Origin of the sequence: Kribbella pratensis (assembly GCF_004365355.1) — a bacterium.
Taxonomy (GTDB): domain Bacteria; phylum Actinomycetota; class Actinomycetes; order Propionibacteriales; family Kribbellaceae; genus Kribbella.
Genome location: NZ_SODP01000004.1, coordinates 454,657 through 471,113, shown reverse-complemented (window position 1 = coordinate 471,113; position 16,457 = coordinate 454,657). Strand labels below are relative to the sequence as shown.

The window sequence follows — 16,457 nt, the reverse complement described above, 5'->3', positions numbered from 1 at the left end:
GGCACCCCCGAGATCCGCCCAGGTCTGGAGGATCGAGATTCCATGGTGGCGACCAAGCGGGCCCAGGTCCGATCGGTGCTGGAACGGCTGATCGATGTCGAGCTGCATCCCGGCGATCCGATCCCGTCCGAGCGGGCTCTGGTGGACAAGCTGAACGTCTCGCGGGTGACCGTCCGGCAGGCGATCAGCGACCTGGTCGAGTCCGGCGCGCTGGAGCGTGTGCACGGCAAGGGCACCTTCGTCACCGGCCCCCAGGTCGACTCCCAGTTGCACCTGACCTCGTTCTCCCGGGAGATGCGGGCCCGTGGCCTCGAGCCCGGGACCGTGGTGCTGTCGGCCAGCGAGATCGAGGCCTCCGACGAGACTGCCAAGGGCCTGCGGGTCGCCAAGGGCACCAAGGTGATCCGGGTCGAGCGGCTGCGCACGGCCGACGCGTCGCCGATGGCCTACGAGGTCGGCTACTACCCGTCCGCGCTCTTCCCCGGCCTTCTCGGCCGCGAGCTCGGCACTCTGTACGACGTCTTTGCCAGTGAGTACGACGTTGTCGTCACCTCCGGTGAGCAGACCGTCCGGGCGGACAACGCCGACGGTCATGTCGCCCGGGTGCTCGGCGTGGCCAGGCGGGCACCCCTGCTGGTCCTCGAGCGCACCACGTTCGCCGGCCGCAAGGTCGTCGAACTGTCCTGGTCGGCCTACCGCGCCGACCGTTACCGGCTGCACATGGCCCTGACCCCCCGCGGCCCGCGAACCGGGTCCGCCTGACCGGTCCCGGAGCGGCCTCCGCTCCTGGAGGACATCCGGATGCAACGAACTGGATCGGTCCTGTTCATCAACTGGTCTACCTCCCTGCCGATCGCTCCCCGGCCACCGGGCCGGCCCGGCAGGCAGGCCGCTGGTCACGACGAAGTGCCAGGCGGCAATACTGGAGCCGAACCCACAAGAACTGTGTTGTGAGGAGTACCGCGAGACATGCCTATTGCAACCCCTGAGGTCTACGCCCAGATGCTGGATAAGGCCAAGCAGAACCGCTTCGCCTACCCGGCCATCAATGTCAGCTCCTCGCAGACGCTGAACGCCGCGATCCGCGGTTTCGCCGAGGCGGGCTCGGACGGCATCATCCAGGTCTCCACCGGCGGTGCGGAGTACCTGTCCGGTCCGACCGTGAAGAACATGGTGAGCGGTGCGGTCGCGCTGGCGGCGTACGCGCACGAGGTCGCCAAGAACTACCCGGTGAACATCGCGCTGCACACCGACCACTGCCCGAAGGACAAGCTCAAGGGCTTCGTCCGGCCGCTGCTGGAGATCTCCGCCGAGCGCGTCGCGCGAGGCGAGAACCCGCTGTTCCAGTCGCACATGTGGGACGGCTCGGCGGTGCCGCTGACCGAGAACCTGGAGATCGCCAAGGAGCTGCTGGCCAAGACGGCCGCGGCGAAGATCGTCCTGGAGATCGAGGTCGGCGTGGTCGGTGGCGAGGAGGACGGCGTCGCCAACGAGATCAACGAGAAGCTCTACACCACGGTCGAGGACGGTCTGGCCACGGTCGAGGCGCTCGGCACCGGTGAGAACGGCCGCTACCTGACCGCGCTGACCTTCGGCAACGTGCACGGCGTCTACAAGCCGGGTGCGGTCAAGCTGCGGCCGGAGATCCTGGCGGAGATCCAGGAGCAGGTCGGCGCCAAGGTCGGCAAGGAGCGTCCGTTCGACCTGGTCTTCCACGGTGGTTCCGGCTCGACGCTCGAGGAGATCCGGGCCGCGGTCGACCACGGTGTCATCAAGATGAACGTCGACACCGACACGCAGTACGCGTTCACCCGGCCGGTGGCGGCGCACATGTTCAAGAACTACGACGGTGTGCTGAAGGTGGACGGCGAGGTCGGAAACAAGAAGGCCTACGACCCGCGCGCCTGGGGCAAGGCGGGCGAAGAGGGTATGGCGAACCGCGTCGGCGAGGCTTGCGAGAGCCTTCGCTCGACGGGTACGTCGCTGAACGGCTGACGTCATCTGGGTCCTCCTCAAAGGGATCTGTCGAAGGGCTCACCACCGCGTGGACTGCATGCGGCGGTGGGCCCTTCTGTCACATCCGGGCTCGGGCCAGGTCGAACTGGCGGATGCCGGTGCGGCGGGCTGCTCGGGTGAACGTGGTTCGGATGCGGTCGGCCACGGTCGGTGGGTCGTCGAGGTCTGCCCAGGCGATCCGGCAGTGCTCCACGGGTTGCGGTCCGTCGGGATCGGCTGCTCGTGGTTCGGGGAGTGGTTCCTCGACGGAGGGCTCGAATTCCTCGCACCAGAAGGGGAAACGGGCCTCGAAGTCGACGACCGTGCGTTCCTCGGGGAACCAGAGTCCTTCGGCCGGGAAGTCCGGGTCGTCGGCTTGTGGGGGTAGTGATGGGCTGGGGGTCGGCAGGCCTGCGGTGGCGAGGATCAGGCGCAGGCGGGACTCGGCGATCGAGGCTGCACCCGTGAGTTGGTCCAGGACCTTGAGCGCACGTTTGTTGCCGTGGTCGAGCGAGGACACCGCGTGTTTCAGCGTGCGCTTGCTGACAAGACCGGCGTACAGGGCGGCGTCGGCGAGCACGACCGCAGACGCCGGTGGCGCGGTGGCGGCCACCTCGGCGACCGCGCGGGCGGGTGAGGCCATGCGCAGCCCATTCCACAGTTGAAGGCCCGAGCCGACGGGATCGCGGATGTGGCGATGGACACCGCCGCGTATTCGGCCGGACCGCCCGTCGGGAGCTGTCACATGGACGCGCGTCAGGTCGAGACCCCAGACAGGTAAGGCGTGCAGGGCCGCGGCCGATTGGTGGCTCGCGAACACGTTGGGACCGCCGGCGCGGAGGACGCGATACACCTTCCGCAGGTGCAGAACCTCGTCGGTCACGAGCATGAGCGAACGTTGGGCGGCATACGTCCCGCGCCGGATCCGGCGCCAGCAGCCGGTGTCCAGCAACGAGTCGATGTCAGCGTCGGGATAACCACAGGCACGCGCGTCGGCCCGGGTGAACACACCACCCCGGATCGACGCCATCACAGCAAGTTGAGGATTCATGCCCTAGAAACTGCCGCGATCCACCCTCCCGCAGACCACCAACTTTCATCCTGTGGAGAACTCGTGCCGGACCCACACATTCGGCTCGATGTAGCCGACCCGCACAGGGCGTCCAGGACCTCTAGCCCGGCACCGCTCCGCGGGCATGAAAAAAGCTCGTCATCTGTCTATGACGAGCTCGGCGCGGGTTGGTACCCAGGGTTGCCAGAGGAGCGGCATGTTGGCCTCGGACGGGGTGCGGTTGCCTTTCCGCTCGTTGCACGAGGCATGGGCGGCCACGGCGTTCAGCCACTCGGTGCGGCCGCCCCTGGATCTGGGTTGGACATGGTCCATGGTGTCGGCGTTCTCGAGGCCGCAGTACGCGCAGCGGAACTTGTCCCGGCGGAGGACGCCGTGCTTGCTGTACTTCATCCGGCCGGCTGCGTAGCGCCAATGCGTGACGACGTAGCGGACCAGGCGCAGGACACGAGGGACCGGGAAGGGGCCGATAGTTCGCTCTCCGTGCGCCTCTTCGACCACTGCGACCTCACGCACCAGCATCCGGATGGCGTGCTGGATCGAGACGGTGTGCAGCGGTTCGTACGACGCGTTCAGGACTATGACGCTCATCCGGTGCCTCCTTCCGGCCGTAGCTGGGAACCACGGCGGTTTGACGCAGGGTCTCAAGCATCCGTGGCCGGTGGGTGAACGGTCAACAGATTTCGTCAGACGGTCACGTGCCGGTACGGCTGCGTGATCGGCGAAGATGTGCTTATGGAATTGAACAATCTGCTCTCAGGCCCACCCGAGACACTACTACCGGTCGACCCGGCCGCGGCGGAACTCGCCGACGGGGCCGCTCCGGCCGACGTCGCCGCCAGGTACCCGACGTCGTCGCTGGCCTGGGCCGTGCTCGCCGAGGGTGCCTTGGCGGACGGCCGGACCATCGAGGGGTACGCGTACGCGCGGACCGGCTACCACCGCGCGCTGGACCTGCTCCGGCGGAACGGCTGGAAGGGGCACGGACCGGTGCCGTGGGAGCACGAGCCGAACCGCGGGTTCCTGCGCGCACTGGCGGCGCTGGGCAAGGCGGCCGCGCTCATCGACGAGAAGGACGAGGCCGAGCGTTGCGCCACGTTCCTGCGCGACTCGTCACCCGCTGCTGCCGACGCCCTGAGCTGAAACCTGCTTGTCGGGGCGGCTGCCCGACGGCATGATCCGTCGGGTGGCTGGCCCATATGCACAGAACGGCTTCAGTGTCGGGTTCGACTGGGGACCCGTCGGAGCCGAGGTGGTTGCCGGGGACATCGTTGCTGTGGTGGACGTCTTGTCGTTCACCACAGCGGTGACAGTCGCGGCCGATCTCGGGATCGCGGTTTACCCCTATCAGTGGCGTGACCAGTCGGCCGTCGCTTATGCCGAGCGATGGAGCGCGAAGCTGGCGGTGGGGCGGTCCGAGGCCCGGCCGGGTGACGTGAGTCTGTCGCCGGTGACGATTCGGAACTCGCAAGGTGTCAACAGGTTGGTGCTGCCGTCGCCGAACGGATCCACGATCGCCAAGCAGCTCAGTGACGGCGGTGCGACGGTGATCGCGGTGTCGTTGCGTAACCGCCGAGCGGCCGCGGACTGGGTCAGAGAGCAGGGCCCCGACCAACGGGTTGTTGCGATCGCGGCCGGGGAGCGGTGGTCCGACGGATCGCTTCGGCCGGCCGTCGAGGATCTATGGGGAGCCGGCGGGTTCTTGAGCGCGCTCGACCAGGACGGCCTGTCCCCGGAGGCGCGAGCGGCAGTCGCGGCGTATGACGCGGTTGCCGACGAGCTGCCCAAACTCTTGCACGAATGCGCCGGTGGTCGCGAGCTCACGCAGTACGGCTATCCGGAGGACGTCGCGATCGCGGCAGAGGTGGATCAGAGTACGAGCGTGCCGGTGCTCGAGGACGGTACGATGTTCCGGTCAACCTGAACCAATGAATGCCCGTTGACAGTGCCGGCAAGCGGCGAGCGTCCCCGCTTCTTGCCGAACATGGACGGTTCTAGGCGGACGGACAGACCGGCGAAGCTGGACGCCCACGGTCGAGTCCCCCGCCCCTCCGGGCAGCGGAAGGTCACACCGTGCCGGCTCTCACCGGACGGATAGGCACGCCCACTTACACGGCGGTACTGCGTACCCCTGGCGCGTGGAAGTTCTACCTGGCAGCGGCCCCGGCAAGGATCGGGATCGCTATGACCGGCCTCGGCGTCGTCTGGCTGGTCCACGGATCGACCGGCTCGTACGCCGCGGCCGGCAGCGTCACCGGCGGCTTCGCCGTCGCCGAGGCGGTCGCCGGACCGCAGGTCGCGCGGCTGATCGACCGTTTCGGTCAGACCCGGATGTTGCCTGTCACGCTGCTCGCCCACGCGACGGCGATGGCTCTGCTCATCAGTCTCACTGTCTTCGACGCGTCGCTCTGGTCACTTGCTGTCGCCGGCGTGCTGGCCGGCGGATCGCTCCCGCAGGTGAGTGCACAGACAGCGGCCCGGTGGTCGTACGCGCTCCGCGACACCCCACTGCTCTCGTCGGCGTTCGCGTTAGAGGCACTGAGCGTCGGCATCGCGTTCATGGTCGGCCCAGGGCTGGTTGGCGTCGTCAGCTCGTCCACCAGCCCGGCAGCTGGCTCGATCCTCGCGACGAGTCTCCTGCTGGTCGGCGGCCTCCTCCTGGCGATGCAACGAGGTACGGCGCCGCCGCCGACCGCACCTGGTGAACACCAGAGCGCGAAACACCTACTACACAAGCGATTCGCCGGCCTCGTCGGTACGAACATCGGCATCGGCCTGTTCTTCGGCAGCATGCAGGTGTCCGTCACGGCCTTCGCAGTCTCGAGAGGTACGCCGGGCCTGGCCGGACCGCTCTACAGCATCACCAGCCTGGTGAGCCTGTTCGCCGGACTCGTGTACGGCGCACGTCGCTGGCGGACTGCTCCGGAGACCCAGTTCGTCATCGCATTCGTCTGGCTGACCATCAGCTGCGTGCCCTTGATCGCAGCGCACACCCCACTGACCGCAGCTCTCGCGTTAGCGCTTCCTGGCTTGGCGATTGCACCGTTCCAGACCCTGTCCGCGGTGTTGACCGAGTCGACTGTCCACCCTGCGATCCTGACCCAGGCATTCACCTGGCTGAACTCAGGCGGCGCAGCGGGCATCGCACTGGGCTCCGCATTCGCCGGCTGGGTCGTCGACGGGCACAGTGCGCAGTCCGGCTTCGTCGTCGCGCTCGCAGCGGCGGTGACGGCAACGTTGATGGCGATGACGGTGAAGCTCAGCGGTAGGTGATCTGGCGTTCGGCGGCGGCCCTTGTGGCGTACTCCGCCGGCGTGAGACCGATCTGCTGCTTGAACTCCTTCGAGAAGTGCGCCTGGTCGAAGTAGCCGAGGGACGCGGAGAGCTCCGCCAGCTCGGTCGCTTCGCCCTGCGCCAGTAGCTCGGCGCCGTCGTGCAGCCGATAGCGCCGCAAGATCCACTTCGGCCCCACACCGACGTACCGCCGGAACAGCCGCTGCAGAGTCCGGATCGGTACGTCGAAGCGCTCGGTGATCTCATCCACGCGGGTCATCGACCGGTCGGACGCGATCGTCGTGACGATCTCCCGCACCAACTCGTACGACGGATCCGGTGGCGCGAGGTGGTCACGCAGAAACGCCTCGAACACGGCGCGGCGTCGTTCGTCGGACTCGGCCGTGAACATGAGGTCCGCGAGCCGATTGCCGTCGGGGAAGACATCGGTCAACGGCAGGACTTCGTCGCGGAACGAGCCGACGTCGAGACCGGTGATCGCCCCGAAGCCGCCGGCCCAGAACTTCACTCCGAAGGCGCGGCCGCGACCCACCAGCTCACGCTCGAACTTGCGTGTGCAGACCCCGTTCACGAACGCGCCGCCCGGCTGCTCGAAGGTCACGTTCACGCTCGGGAACGGCAGCACCTCGGCCGTGTAGGGCTCGTCGAGGTCCCACTCGACGATCCAGTACCACTCCACGAACCGGCCGGCGTCCGGGCCGGGTGCGAGGCGGTACAGCGAGCGGTGCCGGGCCTGCTCCCGCGGATGCAGGATGCCCTTCTCGCTGTCCGGCGGCTGGGTCACGGCTGTCGCTTTCTTACAAGACCGGGACGCCGGTCACCCCATTGACTAAGAGTCATGACGACGAACACGGTAAACCCCATCCCCGACGGTTATCACTCGCTGACCCCGTACCTCGCCGTCTCGGACGGGCCGAAGGCGATCGAGTTCTACCGGTCGGTGTTCGGGGCAGAGGTGATCAGCCGGCAGGACATGCCGGACGGGCGGGTCGGTCAGGCCGAGCTGAAGTTCGGTAACTCGATGCTGCAGTTGAGCGACCAGATGCCGCAGATCGGGCTGCGGGCGCCGAACGGCGAGTGGGTGCACTCCTCACTGGTGCACTACGTGCCGGACGTGGATGCGACGTACGCGAAGGCGATCGAGGCCGGCGCGAGGTCTGTGGAAGAGGTGCAGACCTTCATGACCGGGGACCGGTTCGGCACGGTGATCGATCCGTTCGGGCATCGCTGGGCGATCCTGACGAAGGTCGAGGACGTCTCGCCGGAGGAGGCAGACCGGCGGGTGAAGGAGTGGCTTGCCTCGAACCCGGAGGGCCTCGAGTAGACCGACTTCGCTGCTGAGGAACGAGGAAGCGGCCCGCCGGAACCGTCCCCTGCGGCAGTTTCGGCGGGCCGCTGACTAAGAGTGTGCACGCGATCACGCAAATTGGCAACCCGTCACTTGATGAAACAAGTACTTGAAACGGTCGATTGGGGATTGTGGACAGGCCCGAAACGCTGGGCCCGCGTTCCGGTAGGCTTTGGTCGCAAGAGCCTGGATGCGTTACCGGATGAACGTCCGGTGAACGTCTCCGGGCTTCACCGTTTCCAGTGCCGGGCCGTTACGGGGTGTGAGGCCGTTCGCCGGCGCGTGAAGAGGAGGGCTGAGATGCCCGCAATCGTGCTCGTCGGCGCCCAGTGGGGCGATGAGGGCAAAGGCAAGGCGACCGATCTGCTCGGCAACACGGGCGAGGTCATCGACTACGTGGTGAAGTTCAACGGCGGCAACAACGCCGGCCACACGGTCGTGATCGGATCCGAGAAGTACGCGCTGCACCTGCTCCCGAGCGGCATCCTCACACCGGGTGTGACCCCGGTGATCGGCAACGGGGTCGTGGTCGACCTCAGCGTGCTGTTCGAGGAGCTCGACGCGCTGCAGGCGCGCGGGGTGGACACGTCGCGGCTCGTGATCAGCGCGAACGCGCACGTCATCCCGCCGTACAACCGGACTCTCGACAAGGTCACCGAGCGGTTCCTCGGCAGCCGGAAGATCGGGACCACGGGCCGCGGTATCGGTCCGACGTACGCCGACAAGATGAACCGGGTCGGCATCCGGATCCAGGACCTGTACGACGAGAAGATCCTCGAGCAGAAGGTCACCGGCGCGCTGGAGCAGAAGAACCAGCTGCTGGTGAAGGTCTACAACCGGCGCGCGGTCGAGATCCGCGAGGTGCTGGACGAGCTGCTGGCCTACGCCGACCGACTGCGGCCGATGGTCGCGGACACCAGCCTGCTGCTGAACAAGGCACTCGACGACGGCAAGACCGTGCTGATGGAGGCCGGTCAGGCCACCCTGCTCGACGTCGACCACGGCACGTACCCGTTCGTCACCTCGTCGAACGCGATCTCCGCGGGCGCCTGCACCGGCACCGGCATCCCGCCGACCCGCATCGACCGGGTGATGGCCGTCGTGAAGGCGTACACGACCCGCGTCGGCGAGGGCCCGTTCCCGACCGAGCTGCTGGACGCGGACGGCGAGTGGCTGCGCCAGCAGGGCGCCGAGTTCGGTACGACGACCGGCCGCCCGCGTCGCTGTGGTTGGTACGACTCGGTCATCGCCCGGTACGCCGCCCGCGTGAACGGCGTCTCGGACTTCGTGCTCACCAAGCTCGACACCCTCACCGGTCGCGAGAAGATCCCGGTCTGCGTCGCGTACGACGTGAACGGCGTCCGGAACGACGAGATGCCGATGACCCAGACCGACTTCCACCACGCGGTCCCGGTCTACGAGGAGTTCGACGGCTGGTCCGACGACATCACCGGCTGCCGCACATTCGAGGACCTGCCGAAGGAAGCGCAGTCCTACGTCCGCGCGGTCGAGTCGCTCAGCGGCGCTCGGATCTCCGCGATCGGCGTCGGCCCCGAGCGCAGCCAGATCGTTCAGCTGTAACGCCGGCCGACCTCCCCGTCGTCAGTTTCCGATGATGGGGAGGTCCCGGATGAACGGTGCGTTGCGCAGATCTCCCACCGTCGGACGGTCGATGTTCGGCGTCTCGATCGGAGTGCGTGCCCATTCCGCGCCGGCGCCCTGGGTGGCCTGGTAGAACGTGATGCCGCCGATCGCCAGCAGTACGACGGCCATCAGCGCGGAGAGCCAGTGCGCGCGGAACGTGTTCCGTGCGGCGATGTGGGCGCCTCGACGCAGCGAGCTGCCACCGGGACCCCACCAGGCAGTGAAGAGCGCCGTTAGCGCGGCGCTGCCGAAGCCGACCGCCGACAGCGGCTGCCAGTTGATGTCATACGTCGTGGCGGCCACGGCGGTGACGATGCCGCCGATGACCACCGCCATGATCAGCGGAAGGATCAAGCAGGGCAGCGTGATCAGCGCAGCCATCGCTAGCTGCAGCGGACTGGCGGCTGCTGCGATCACGCCATCGGACTTGCCGGAGCGTCCGCGGACCTGACGGCGCCGCATCAACGCCGTACTCGAACGGTCGACCGTACGTGCGAGCACGAGCAGTAGGACGGCGACCGCTGAGCCGACCAGAGGCGTCAGCGCGATCAGACCGGTCAGGGCGACCATGAAGCCGACGATGACCGCGGTACGCCGACCGGTCGGCGGGGCCTTGGCGGGCTGCGCAGGCTGCACGGGTTGAGCGGGTTGAGCGGGCTGAGCGGGCTGAACGGTCGCCGGCGGACCAGCCTGCTGGTACGGCTGCGGGTAGGGCTGTGAGTACGGCTGTGCGTACGGCGCCGGTGGACCGCTCTGGTACGGCAACGGCATCCCAGCGGGAGCAGCTGCGTTGGGCGCCGGGCTGTACGTCGCCGGATGCGGTGGCACGCCGGCGGCTGGCTTCTTCGCCGTAGCGTCCCGGAGCTTGTCGCGGATCGGAGTGAAGGCGGACAGCGGTGGGATCACCGGCGGCACAAGCTGAGCCACCTCAGTAGGTGTAGGTCCGCCAGACTCTTCTTCCGTCGGCAGGAGCTTCGTCACGAGCCGGGTCGGCGGTACGGCAGCGACCGTAGGCGTCTCGCGGGGCAGGAGCGCGTCACGACCTTCGGAGTACCGGGTGAGACCGTTCATGATCTCTTCCTGCGTCGGCCGGTCGGCCTTGCTCGGAGAGAGCGCCGCGGCGAGCAGTGGCTTCAGTCGCGGGTCCAGACCCTCCAGGTCAGCCTGACCGGAGTGCACGCGCGCCAGCACCGCCTCGAACGGACCCTTGCCGAAAGGCCGGCGTCCAGTCGCAGCGAACGCCACAGTGGCCGCCCAGCCCCACCAGTCCGCAGACTGCGACACCATCTCGCCCTCGATGAGTTCGGGCGCCAGATAGCCCGGCGTACCGATCACCAGACCGGTCTGGGTGAGTCGCAGGTCGTCGGCGGCCTGGGCGATGCCGAAGTCGATCATCACCGGCTTGCCGTTGAACATCATCACGTTGCCGGGCTTCAGGTCGCGGTGGATCACGCCGACCGCGTGGATCGCCTGCAGCGACTCGGCCAGGCAGCCGGCCAGCGGCAACCACTTGCGGGGAGTCAGCGGGCCGCGCTCGTCCACCTGCTCGTCCAGCGGCCGTCCCGGCACGAAACGCGTCACCAGGTAGGGTCGCTCGGCCTCCAGGTCGTGGTCGAGGATGCCGGCCACACCGGGGTGGTCCACCTTCTGCAGCGTGGTCGCCTCGCGCTGCAACCGGGCCCGGGCGATCGGGTCGTGAGCGACGTGCGGCCGCAGTACCTTGACCGCGACCTCCTGGTGCTCAGGGCCTTCGGCGAGGTAGACGACTCCCATGCCGCCCTGGCCCAGCCGCCGGATCAACCGGTACGGCCCGAGCCGCTCGTCCTCCACCTCCTCCGCGTGGGTGGAAGGCGGTCCCCCTGTGACTGACATGGCATCTACGGTACGTCGGGAGCAGATCAAGGCCTCCTGATGACGTCAGAGGTAATCGTGCGAATTCTCCCCGTGGTCAAGGCTGGAGCCATGACACGGAGAATGAAGGCTTACGCGATCGCTTACCTGCGCAACGTCCGGATGGGCGCGGACATCGTCGAGTACCTCGAGCGAATCGACGAGACGCTCGCGCCGTACGACGGTTACTTCCTCGTCCACGGGGCGAAGCCCGAGCAGATCGAGGGGGAGTGGGAAGGGACGCCGATCGTGATCGAGTTCCCGGACTACGACCACCTACGGGACTGGTACGAGTCGCCCGACTACCGCGAGATCCTGCCGTTGCGGACCGAGAACTCCGACGGTGTGGTGATCTTCGTCGAGGGCGTCGACCGCAAGCACAAGGCCACCGACGTCCTGGTCTGAGGATGATGGCCAGATCCTTGCGAACAGCGGCGTCGTGGCCACTGGCCGCGCTCGCCGCCGCGCCGGTTGGGTGGGGGTATGCGAATCGAGATCCTGGTGTTCGACGGTGTGGACGAGATGGATGTGATGGGGCCGTTCGAGGTCTGGAGTCACGCGGCGCGGCGGCCTCAGTTCGAGCTGGCGCTCGTCGGGCTGGACGGGCCGGCCGACGTGACCGGGCTGCACGGCCTGCAGTTCAAGGCGCCGGAAGGCCTGGGGCAGCCCGATGCGCTCTTCGTTCCGGGCGGCGGGTGGATGAACCGGGCGGAGAAGGGCGCGTGGGCCGAGGCTCGGCGTGGTGTGATGCCGGAGCGGATCGCCGCGTTGGCGCCCTCGCTGCAGTGGATCGGCTCGGTGTGCACCGGCTCGATGCTGCTCGCCGAGGCCGGGCTGGTGAAGGGGCGTCCGGCCACGACGAACCGCGGTGCATGGGCGGAGTTGGAGGCGTTCGGCGCTGACCTGAAGACCAACCGGGTCGTCGACGACGGCACCCTCGTCACGGCCGGTGGAATCACCTGCGGAATCGATCTCGCGCTGCACGTCGTCGAGCGTGAACTCGGTGCGGACGTCGCCGACGGGATCGCGGGTGCGATGGAGTACGCCAGAGACCGGGACGTCTGGATCTCGGACACTGACCAACCGGTCTGAGGACGACCGCGACGGGTCGCGTGGAGCGTGCGACCCGTCGGCGACCCCGGGTTGGTCAGTGGCTGACGTCCGCGAGTTCGGGATAGACGGCGGTCAGGTCGCCGGAGATCGCGGCCTTGGCGCCGCGGGCGGTGTCGTCGGCGAGGACCTCGTGAGCGCCGGACTCGATGCCGTCGAGGGCCTGCTTGGCGATGTCCTCGGGGCGGGACTTCGGGGCGGTGACCCCGGAGGCCATATCGGTGTCGACGTACCCCATGTGCAGGCCGGTGACGCCGATGCCGCGGTTGAGCAGCTCGAGGCGGATCGCGTTGGACTGCAGCCAGAACGCCGCCTTGGTCGCGGAGTACGCACCGTGCCGGCCGACCCAGGACAGGGCCGAGTGGGCGTTGAGGATGTGGCCGCCGCCGTTGCGCTCGATGATCGGGACGAATGCTTTGGTGAGCTGCAGCGGGCCGAAGAAGTTCGCGTCGAAGACCGCGCGGACGTCCTCGATCGAGCTGTCCAGGTAGGTGTCCGGCGAGCCGGCGCCGGCGTTGTTGATCAGGATCGTGACGTCCGGGGCGGCCGCGGCCAGGGCGTCGATCGAGTCCTGGTCGGTGACCTCGAGCGGCAGCGGTACGACGCGCGGATCGGTGCTCGGCTTCGGCGTACGAGCCGTCGCGTAGATCTTGGCGGCGCCGCGGTTCAGCAGGTCGTCGACGAGGGCCTTGCCGATGCCGCGCTGCCCGCCGGTGACGAGGACAACGGCGCCTTCGAGTGTGGTCATCTGAAACTCCTTGAGAGGAAACCGATCTGTTTCGCTCACAGTAAACCGATCGGTTTCCGTTTTCAAATCCAAGCGGTACCCTCGTTCCATGAGCACTTCGGCGACACCCCGTGAGCGACTGCTGGACGCCGCGGGGGAACTCTTCTACCGCGACGGCGTGAACATCGGAGTGGACGCGCTCTGCAAGGCGGCCGGGGTGTCGAAGAAGTCGATGTATCAGCTGTTCCGGTCGAAGGACGAGCTGATCGCGGAGAGTCTCGCCAGCCGCGGCCCGGCCTACCAGCTGTTGCTGCACCCGGGGCCCGAGGATGACCGGTCGCCGCGGGAACGGATCCTCACCGTGTTCGAGCGTCAGGACGAGCTGGTTGCTTCAGGCAACTACCTCGGCTGCCCGTACGTGAGTACAGCGGTGGAGCTGAAGAATCCGGAGCACCCCGGGTCGGTGGTGGCGCGGCACTTCAAGCAGCAGCTCACCGACTTCTTCCACCGCGAGCTGGTGAAGGCCGGCGCCGAGGATCCGTCGACGCTGGCGATCCAGCTCACGATGGTCTTCGACGGCGCGAACGCACGCGCCGTCGTCCGCGCCCAACCGCTCGGCGGCATCGGCGCAGTCACGGCTGCGGCGCTGTTGGACGCCGCCGGCGTGCACGCCGGCGAGTTCGCCCTCAACTGAGCCCGTGGAGATTCCGAGCGAGTTTCACGACCTGCTGTCCTCGAAGGCGATCGCGATGGTCGGGACGATCGGCGGGCGCGGCGAGCCGCAGGTGACGCCACTGTGGTTCCTCTGGGACGGCGAGCGGGTGCGCATCAGCCTGGTCGACGGACGGCAGAAGCTGCGGAACCTGCAGCGCAACCCGGCGATCTCGCTGGTCGTCGTCGACCCGGCTCGGCCGACGTACTACGTCGAGCTGCGTGGCCGGATCGATGATCTGGTGCCGGATCCGGAGTTGGTGCTGGAGCAGGCGGTCGCGCGGAAGTACACCGGCGGCTGGACCGACGTCGAGCCGCCGGGTACGACGCGGTACGCGACGAGCATCGTCGTCGAGAAGATCACCAGCCAGCGCGGTCACTAGTGGTGGGACAAACTCTCACTTTGTTCCACTGAGCTGGGAAAACCTGGCCGCCTGTTCCGTTCCGGCTGGGGTGTTGACGCCCTTGCTTCACGTCGTCAACACTTTCGCAAAGACCCTGCGCTAGTGGGGGAAGCGCACGTGTCCACCGCCCCGAAAGACAGGACACCGCCCATGAGAAAGAAACCCTTGGTCCTGGCCGCAGCCTGTGCTGCGCTGGTTGCCGGGACCCTCAGCAGCCCCGCAGTCGCGTCCTCGAACGCTCCGGCGACGGAGGATGCACCGGCCACGTTCACCCATCCCGGTGTCGGTGTGAGCGTGGCTCAACTCGACTTCGTCCGGGCCAAGGTGCAGGCCGGCGCGCAGCCGTGGACCAACGCGTTCAATCAGGCCAAGAGCAGCACGTACGCATCCCTCTCCCGTACCCCGAAACCGCGAGCGGTGGTCGAATGCGGCCCGTACTCGAACCCGAACCTCGGCTGCACCGACGAGCGCGAGGACGCCATCGCGGCGTACACGGATGCTCTGCTCTGGTACCTGACGCGTGACGACCGGTACGCGCAGAAGTCGATCCAGTTGATGGACGCGTGGTCGGCGACGATCACGGACCACACCAACAGCAACGCACCGCTGCAGACGGCCTGGTCCGCCTCCTCGTGGCCGAAGGCTGCGGAGATCATCAAGCACGTCTACGGCAACTGGCCGAACTCGGGCCGGTTCGCGACCATGCTGCGCAATGTCTATGTGCCGGAGATGATCAACGGCTCGAACTCCAACGGGAACTGGGAGTTGAGCATGACCGAGGCCCTCCAGGGCATCGGTGTGTTCCTCGAGGACAGGACCATCTACGACAAGGCGATCTCGCTGTACCGGCTGCGCGTTCCGGCGTACGTCTACCTGGAGTCCGACGGCGCGCTGCCGAAGACGGTGCCGAGCCAGAACCTCAACACCCGCGACAAGATCGTCAGCTACTGGCAGGGCCAGGGGACATTCGTGACAGGCTTGACTCAGGAGACCTGCCGCGACTTCACCCACACCGGCTACGGCATCTCGTCGATCTCGCATGTGCTGGAGACCGCGCGGATCCAGGGCATCGACATGTACCCGGAGTTCGGTGAGCGGCTCCGCCAGGCGCTCGGGTTCCAGTCCCGCTGGGAGCGCAACCTGGAGCCGGTGCCGTCCTGGCTCTGCAACGGCACGGTGAACCGCGGCCTCGGCCCGATCACCGAGGTCGGCTACAACGCGCTGCACACCCGGCTGGGGATCGCGATGTCGAACACCCAGGCGCTGACCGAGTCCCGTCGCCCGGCGGGTTCGAACAACCTGTTCGTCGCGTGGGAGACGCTGACCCACGCGGAGAACCCGTCCTAGCTGAAGACTTCCGGGAGGGCTGGGCCGACCGGGGCGGTGGGGTGGGGAAGGAATTCAACACTGCCCTCCGGCTCTCCCGGATCTTCAGCAGTGGGCTTCGCCGCGCTTCCAGTAGCCCTGGAACGAGATCGACGTCTTCGGCATCCCGACGACATTGACCAGGTGGCGGCGTACCGACTTGATCATCGAGGACTCGCCGGCGACCCAGGAGTAGTCCGCGTCGAACGGCAGCGTCGCCGACTTGAGTGCCTCCAGCAACGATCCGTCGGCGACCCAGGTGATGTCAGCATTCCCCGGCAGCGGCCGCACGTCAGCAGCATCAGGTACGGCGATGAACACGGTCGCATGTACGTCGGCCGGCAGCTCCTCGAGGATGCCGGCCACCGCCGGAAGCGCGGTCTCGTCCGCGACCAGGATCCGACGCACGCTGCTTGCCGGCGGCACGTAGTCGACGCCGGAGTGCAGCAGTCCCTTGATGCTCGTGGTGTCGACCGCGAACGGCAGCAGCAGACCGACGGCGTCGCCGACCCGGGCCTGGCTGACCCACGCCGACGCCGGCCCGTTGACCCCGTGCAGGACGAACTCGACGTCGAGTTCGGCGACCTCCGGCCGGAGTGCGCGCACGGTGTACGTCCGCATGATGAAACGCTCGTCGACGGGCTGCGCGCACCATTCGGCGTACCACTCGGGTCCGGACGGCAGCTTGATCGCGGTGCCGTTCGGCGGCGCGAGCAGGACCTTGATCCGCTGGTCAGGGCCGGCTGTGACCGCCTCGGCGATCCTCGGTGCGACGAACGTCACGCGGCGCAGGTGCGGGCTCAGGTCCTCGACGGCCGCCACGGTGGCCAGGAGCGAGTCGAACTCGATCGGTCGCTCGAGCACAGTCGTCATACTGTGGTTTCTCCATAAACTTCGCAG

The 16,457-nt window shown here is 67.6% G+C and carries 18 protein-coding genes; 12 read left to right on the top strand and 6 right to left on the bottom strand.

Going from position 1 to position 16,457, the window contains the following annotated elements; genetic code table 11:
• The first annotated feature begins 42 nt into the window (after window positions 1-42).
• Both EV653_RS36605 and fbaA read left to right on the top strand, forming a co-directional pair.
• On the top strand, window positions 43-762 hold the full coding sequence (locus EV653_RS36605) for a GntR family transcriptional regulator (protein ID WP_130388014.1): 720 nt from the start codon (window positions 43-45) through the stop codon (window positions 760-762).
• Window positions 763-969: 207 nt separating this feature from the next.
• The gene (gene fbaA, locus EV653_RS36600) at window positions 970-1,995 is read left to right on the top strand and encodes a class II fructose-bisphosphate aldolase (RefSeq protein WP_134110410.1); all 1,026 of its coding nucleotides are present in this window, start codon (window positions 970-972) and stop codon (window positions 1,993-1,995) included.
• 79 nt (window positions 1,996-2,074) lie between these two features.
• Here fbaA and EV653_RS36595 read toward each other — a convergent pair whose 3' ends face one another.
• Both EV653_RS36595 and EV653_RS36590 read right to left on the bottom strand, forming a co-directional pair.
• A complete protein-coding gene (locus EV653_RS36595) occupies window positions 2,075-3,046 on the bottom strand; it encodes a type IV toxin-antitoxin system AbiEi family antitoxin domain-containing protein (protein WP_238160694.1) in 972 nt (323 codons plus the stop codon).
• A gap of 159 nt (window positions 3,047-3,205) precedes the next feature.
• Window positions 3,206-3,655: an HNH endonuclease gene (locus EV653_RS36590; protein WP_134110408.1), complete on the bottom strand. Its 450-nt coding sequence runs from the start codon at window positions 3,653-3,655 to the stop codon at window positions 3,206-3,208.
• 144 nt (window positions 3,656-3,799) lie between these two features.
• Here EV653_RS36590 and EV653_RS36585 point away from each other — a divergent pair, with 144 nt between their 5' ends.
• The 3 genes from EV653_RS36585 (at window position 3,800) to EV653_RS36575 (ending at window position 6,337) form a co-directional block, all read left to right on the top strand.
• On the top strand, window positions 3,800-4,207 hold the full coding sequence (locus tag EV653_RS36585; protein ID WP_134110406.1) for a DUF3151 domain-containing protein: 408 nt from the start codon (window positions 3,800-3,802) through the stop codon (window positions 4,205-4,207).
• 43 nt (window positions 4,208-4,250) lie between these two features.
• The gene (locus EV653_RS36580; protein WP_202871994.1) at window positions 4,251-4,988 is read left to right on the top strand and encodes a 2-phosphosulfolactate phosphatase; all 738 of its coding nucleotides are present in this window, start codon (window positions 4,251-4,253) and stop codon (window positions 4,986-4,988) included.
• A gap of 149 nt (window positions 4,989-5,137) precedes the next feature.
• Window positions 5,138-6,337, top strand: a complete 1,200-nt coding sequence (locus EV653_RS36575; RefSeq protein WP_134110401.1) for an MFS transporter — start codon at window positions 5,138-5,140, stop codon at window positions 6,335-6,337.
• Here the strand turns inward: EV653_RS36575 and EV653_RS36570 are convergent.
• Window positions 6,324-7,142, bottom strand: coding sequence for a helix-turn-helix domain-containing protein (locus EV653_RS36570; protein ID WP_134110399.1), 819 nt, complete (start codon window positions 7,140-7,142; stop codon window positions 6,324-6,326). The two genes, EV653_RS36575 and EV653_RS36570, sit on opposite strands and share 14 nt — an antisense overlap.
• Window positions 7,143-7,196: 54 nt before the next feature.
• Here EV653_RS36570 and EV653_RS36565 point away from each other — a divergent pair, with 54 nt between their 5' ends.
• Entirely contained in the window at window positions 7,197-7,682 is a 486-nt protein-coding gene (locus tag EV653_RS36565; RefSeq protein ID WP_134110397.1) for a VOC family protein, read from the top strand.
• A gap of 324 nt (window positions 7,683-8,006) precedes the next feature.
• Complete coding sequence (locus tag EV653_RS36560; RefSeq protein ID WP_134110395.1) at window positions 8,007-9,287, top strand: adenylosuccinate synthase; 1,281 nt, start codon at window positions 8,007-8,009, stop codon at window positions 9,285-9,287.
• 21 nt (window positions 9,288-9,308) lie between these two features.
• Here EV653_RS36560 and EV653_RS42620 read toward each other — a convergent pair whose 3' ends face one another.
• The gene (locus EV653_RS42620; RefSeq protein ID WP_134110393.1) at window positions 9,309-11,222 is read right to left on the bottom strand and encodes a serine/threonine-protein kinase; all 1,914 of its coding nucleotides are present in this window, start codon (window positions 11,220-11,222) and stop codon (window positions 9,309-9,311) included.
• 90 nt (window positions 11,223-11,312) lie between these two features.
• On the opposite strand from EV653_RS42620, the gene EV653_RS36550 reads away from it, so the two are divergent.
• Both EV653_RS36550 and EV653_RS36545 read left to right on the top strand, forming a co-directional pair.
• The gene (locus EV653_RS36550; protein WP_202871993.1) at window positions 11,313-11,645 is read left to right on the top strand and encodes a DUF1330 domain-containing protein; all 333 of its coding nucleotides are present in this window, start codon (window positions 11,313-11,315) and stop codon (window positions 11,643-11,645) included.
• Between the two features lie 78 nt (window positions 11,646-11,723).
• Window positions 11,724-12,332: a DJ-1/PfpI family protein gene (locus EV653_RS36545; RefSeq protein ID WP_134110391.1), complete on the top strand. Its 609-nt coding sequence runs from the start codon at window positions 11,724-11,726 to the stop codon at window positions 12,330-12,332.
• Window positions 12,333-12,387: 55 nt separating this feature from the next.
• On the opposite strand, the gene EV653_RS36540 is transcribed toward EV653_RS36545, so the two are convergent.
• Window positions 12,388-13,098 (bottom strand): SDR family oxidoreductase, encoded by a 711-nt coding sequence (locus EV653_RS36540; protein ID WP_134110390.1) that lies wholly within the window; start codon window positions 13,096-13,098, stop codon window positions 12,388-12,390.
• 88 nt (window positions 13,099-13,186) lie between these two features.
• On the opposite strand from EV653_RS36540, the gene EV653_RS36535 reads away from it, so the two are divergent.
• The 3 genes from EV653_RS36535 to EV653_RS36525 all read left to right on the top strand — a co-directional run bounded on the left by EV653_RS36535 (window position 13,187) and on the right by EV653_RS36525 (window position 15,539).
• Window positions 13,187-13,771: a TetR/AcrR family transcriptional regulator gene (locus EV653_RS36535; RefSeq protein ID WP_134110388.1), complete on the top strand. Its 585-nt coding sequence runs from the start codon at window positions 13,187-13,189 to the stop codon at window positions 13,769-13,771.
• 4 nt (window positions 13,772-13,775) lie between these two features.
• Window positions 13,776-14,171 (top strand): PPOX class F420-dependent oxidoreductase, encoded by a 396-nt coding sequence (locus EV653_RS36530; protein WP_134110386.1) that lies wholly within the window; start codon window positions 13,776-13,778, stop codon window positions 14,169-14,171.
• Between the two features lie 171 nt (window positions 14,172-14,342).
• Window positions 14,343-15,539: an alginate lyase family protein gene (locus tag EV653_RS36525; protein WP_134110384.1), complete on the top strand. Its 1,197-nt coding sequence runs from the start codon at window positions 14,343-14,345 to the stop codon at window positions 15,537-15,539.
• Window positions 15,540-15,623: 84 nt separating this feature from the next.
• On the opposite strand, the gene EV653_RS36520 is transcribed toward EV653_RS36525, so the two are convergent.
• Window positions 15,624-16,430, bottom strand: coding sequence for a siderophore-interacting protein (locus EV653_RS36520; protein ID WP_134110382.1), 807 nt, complete (start codon window positions 16,428-16,430; stop codon window positions 15,624-15,626).
• Window positions 16,431-16,457: the final 27 nt, after the last annotated feature.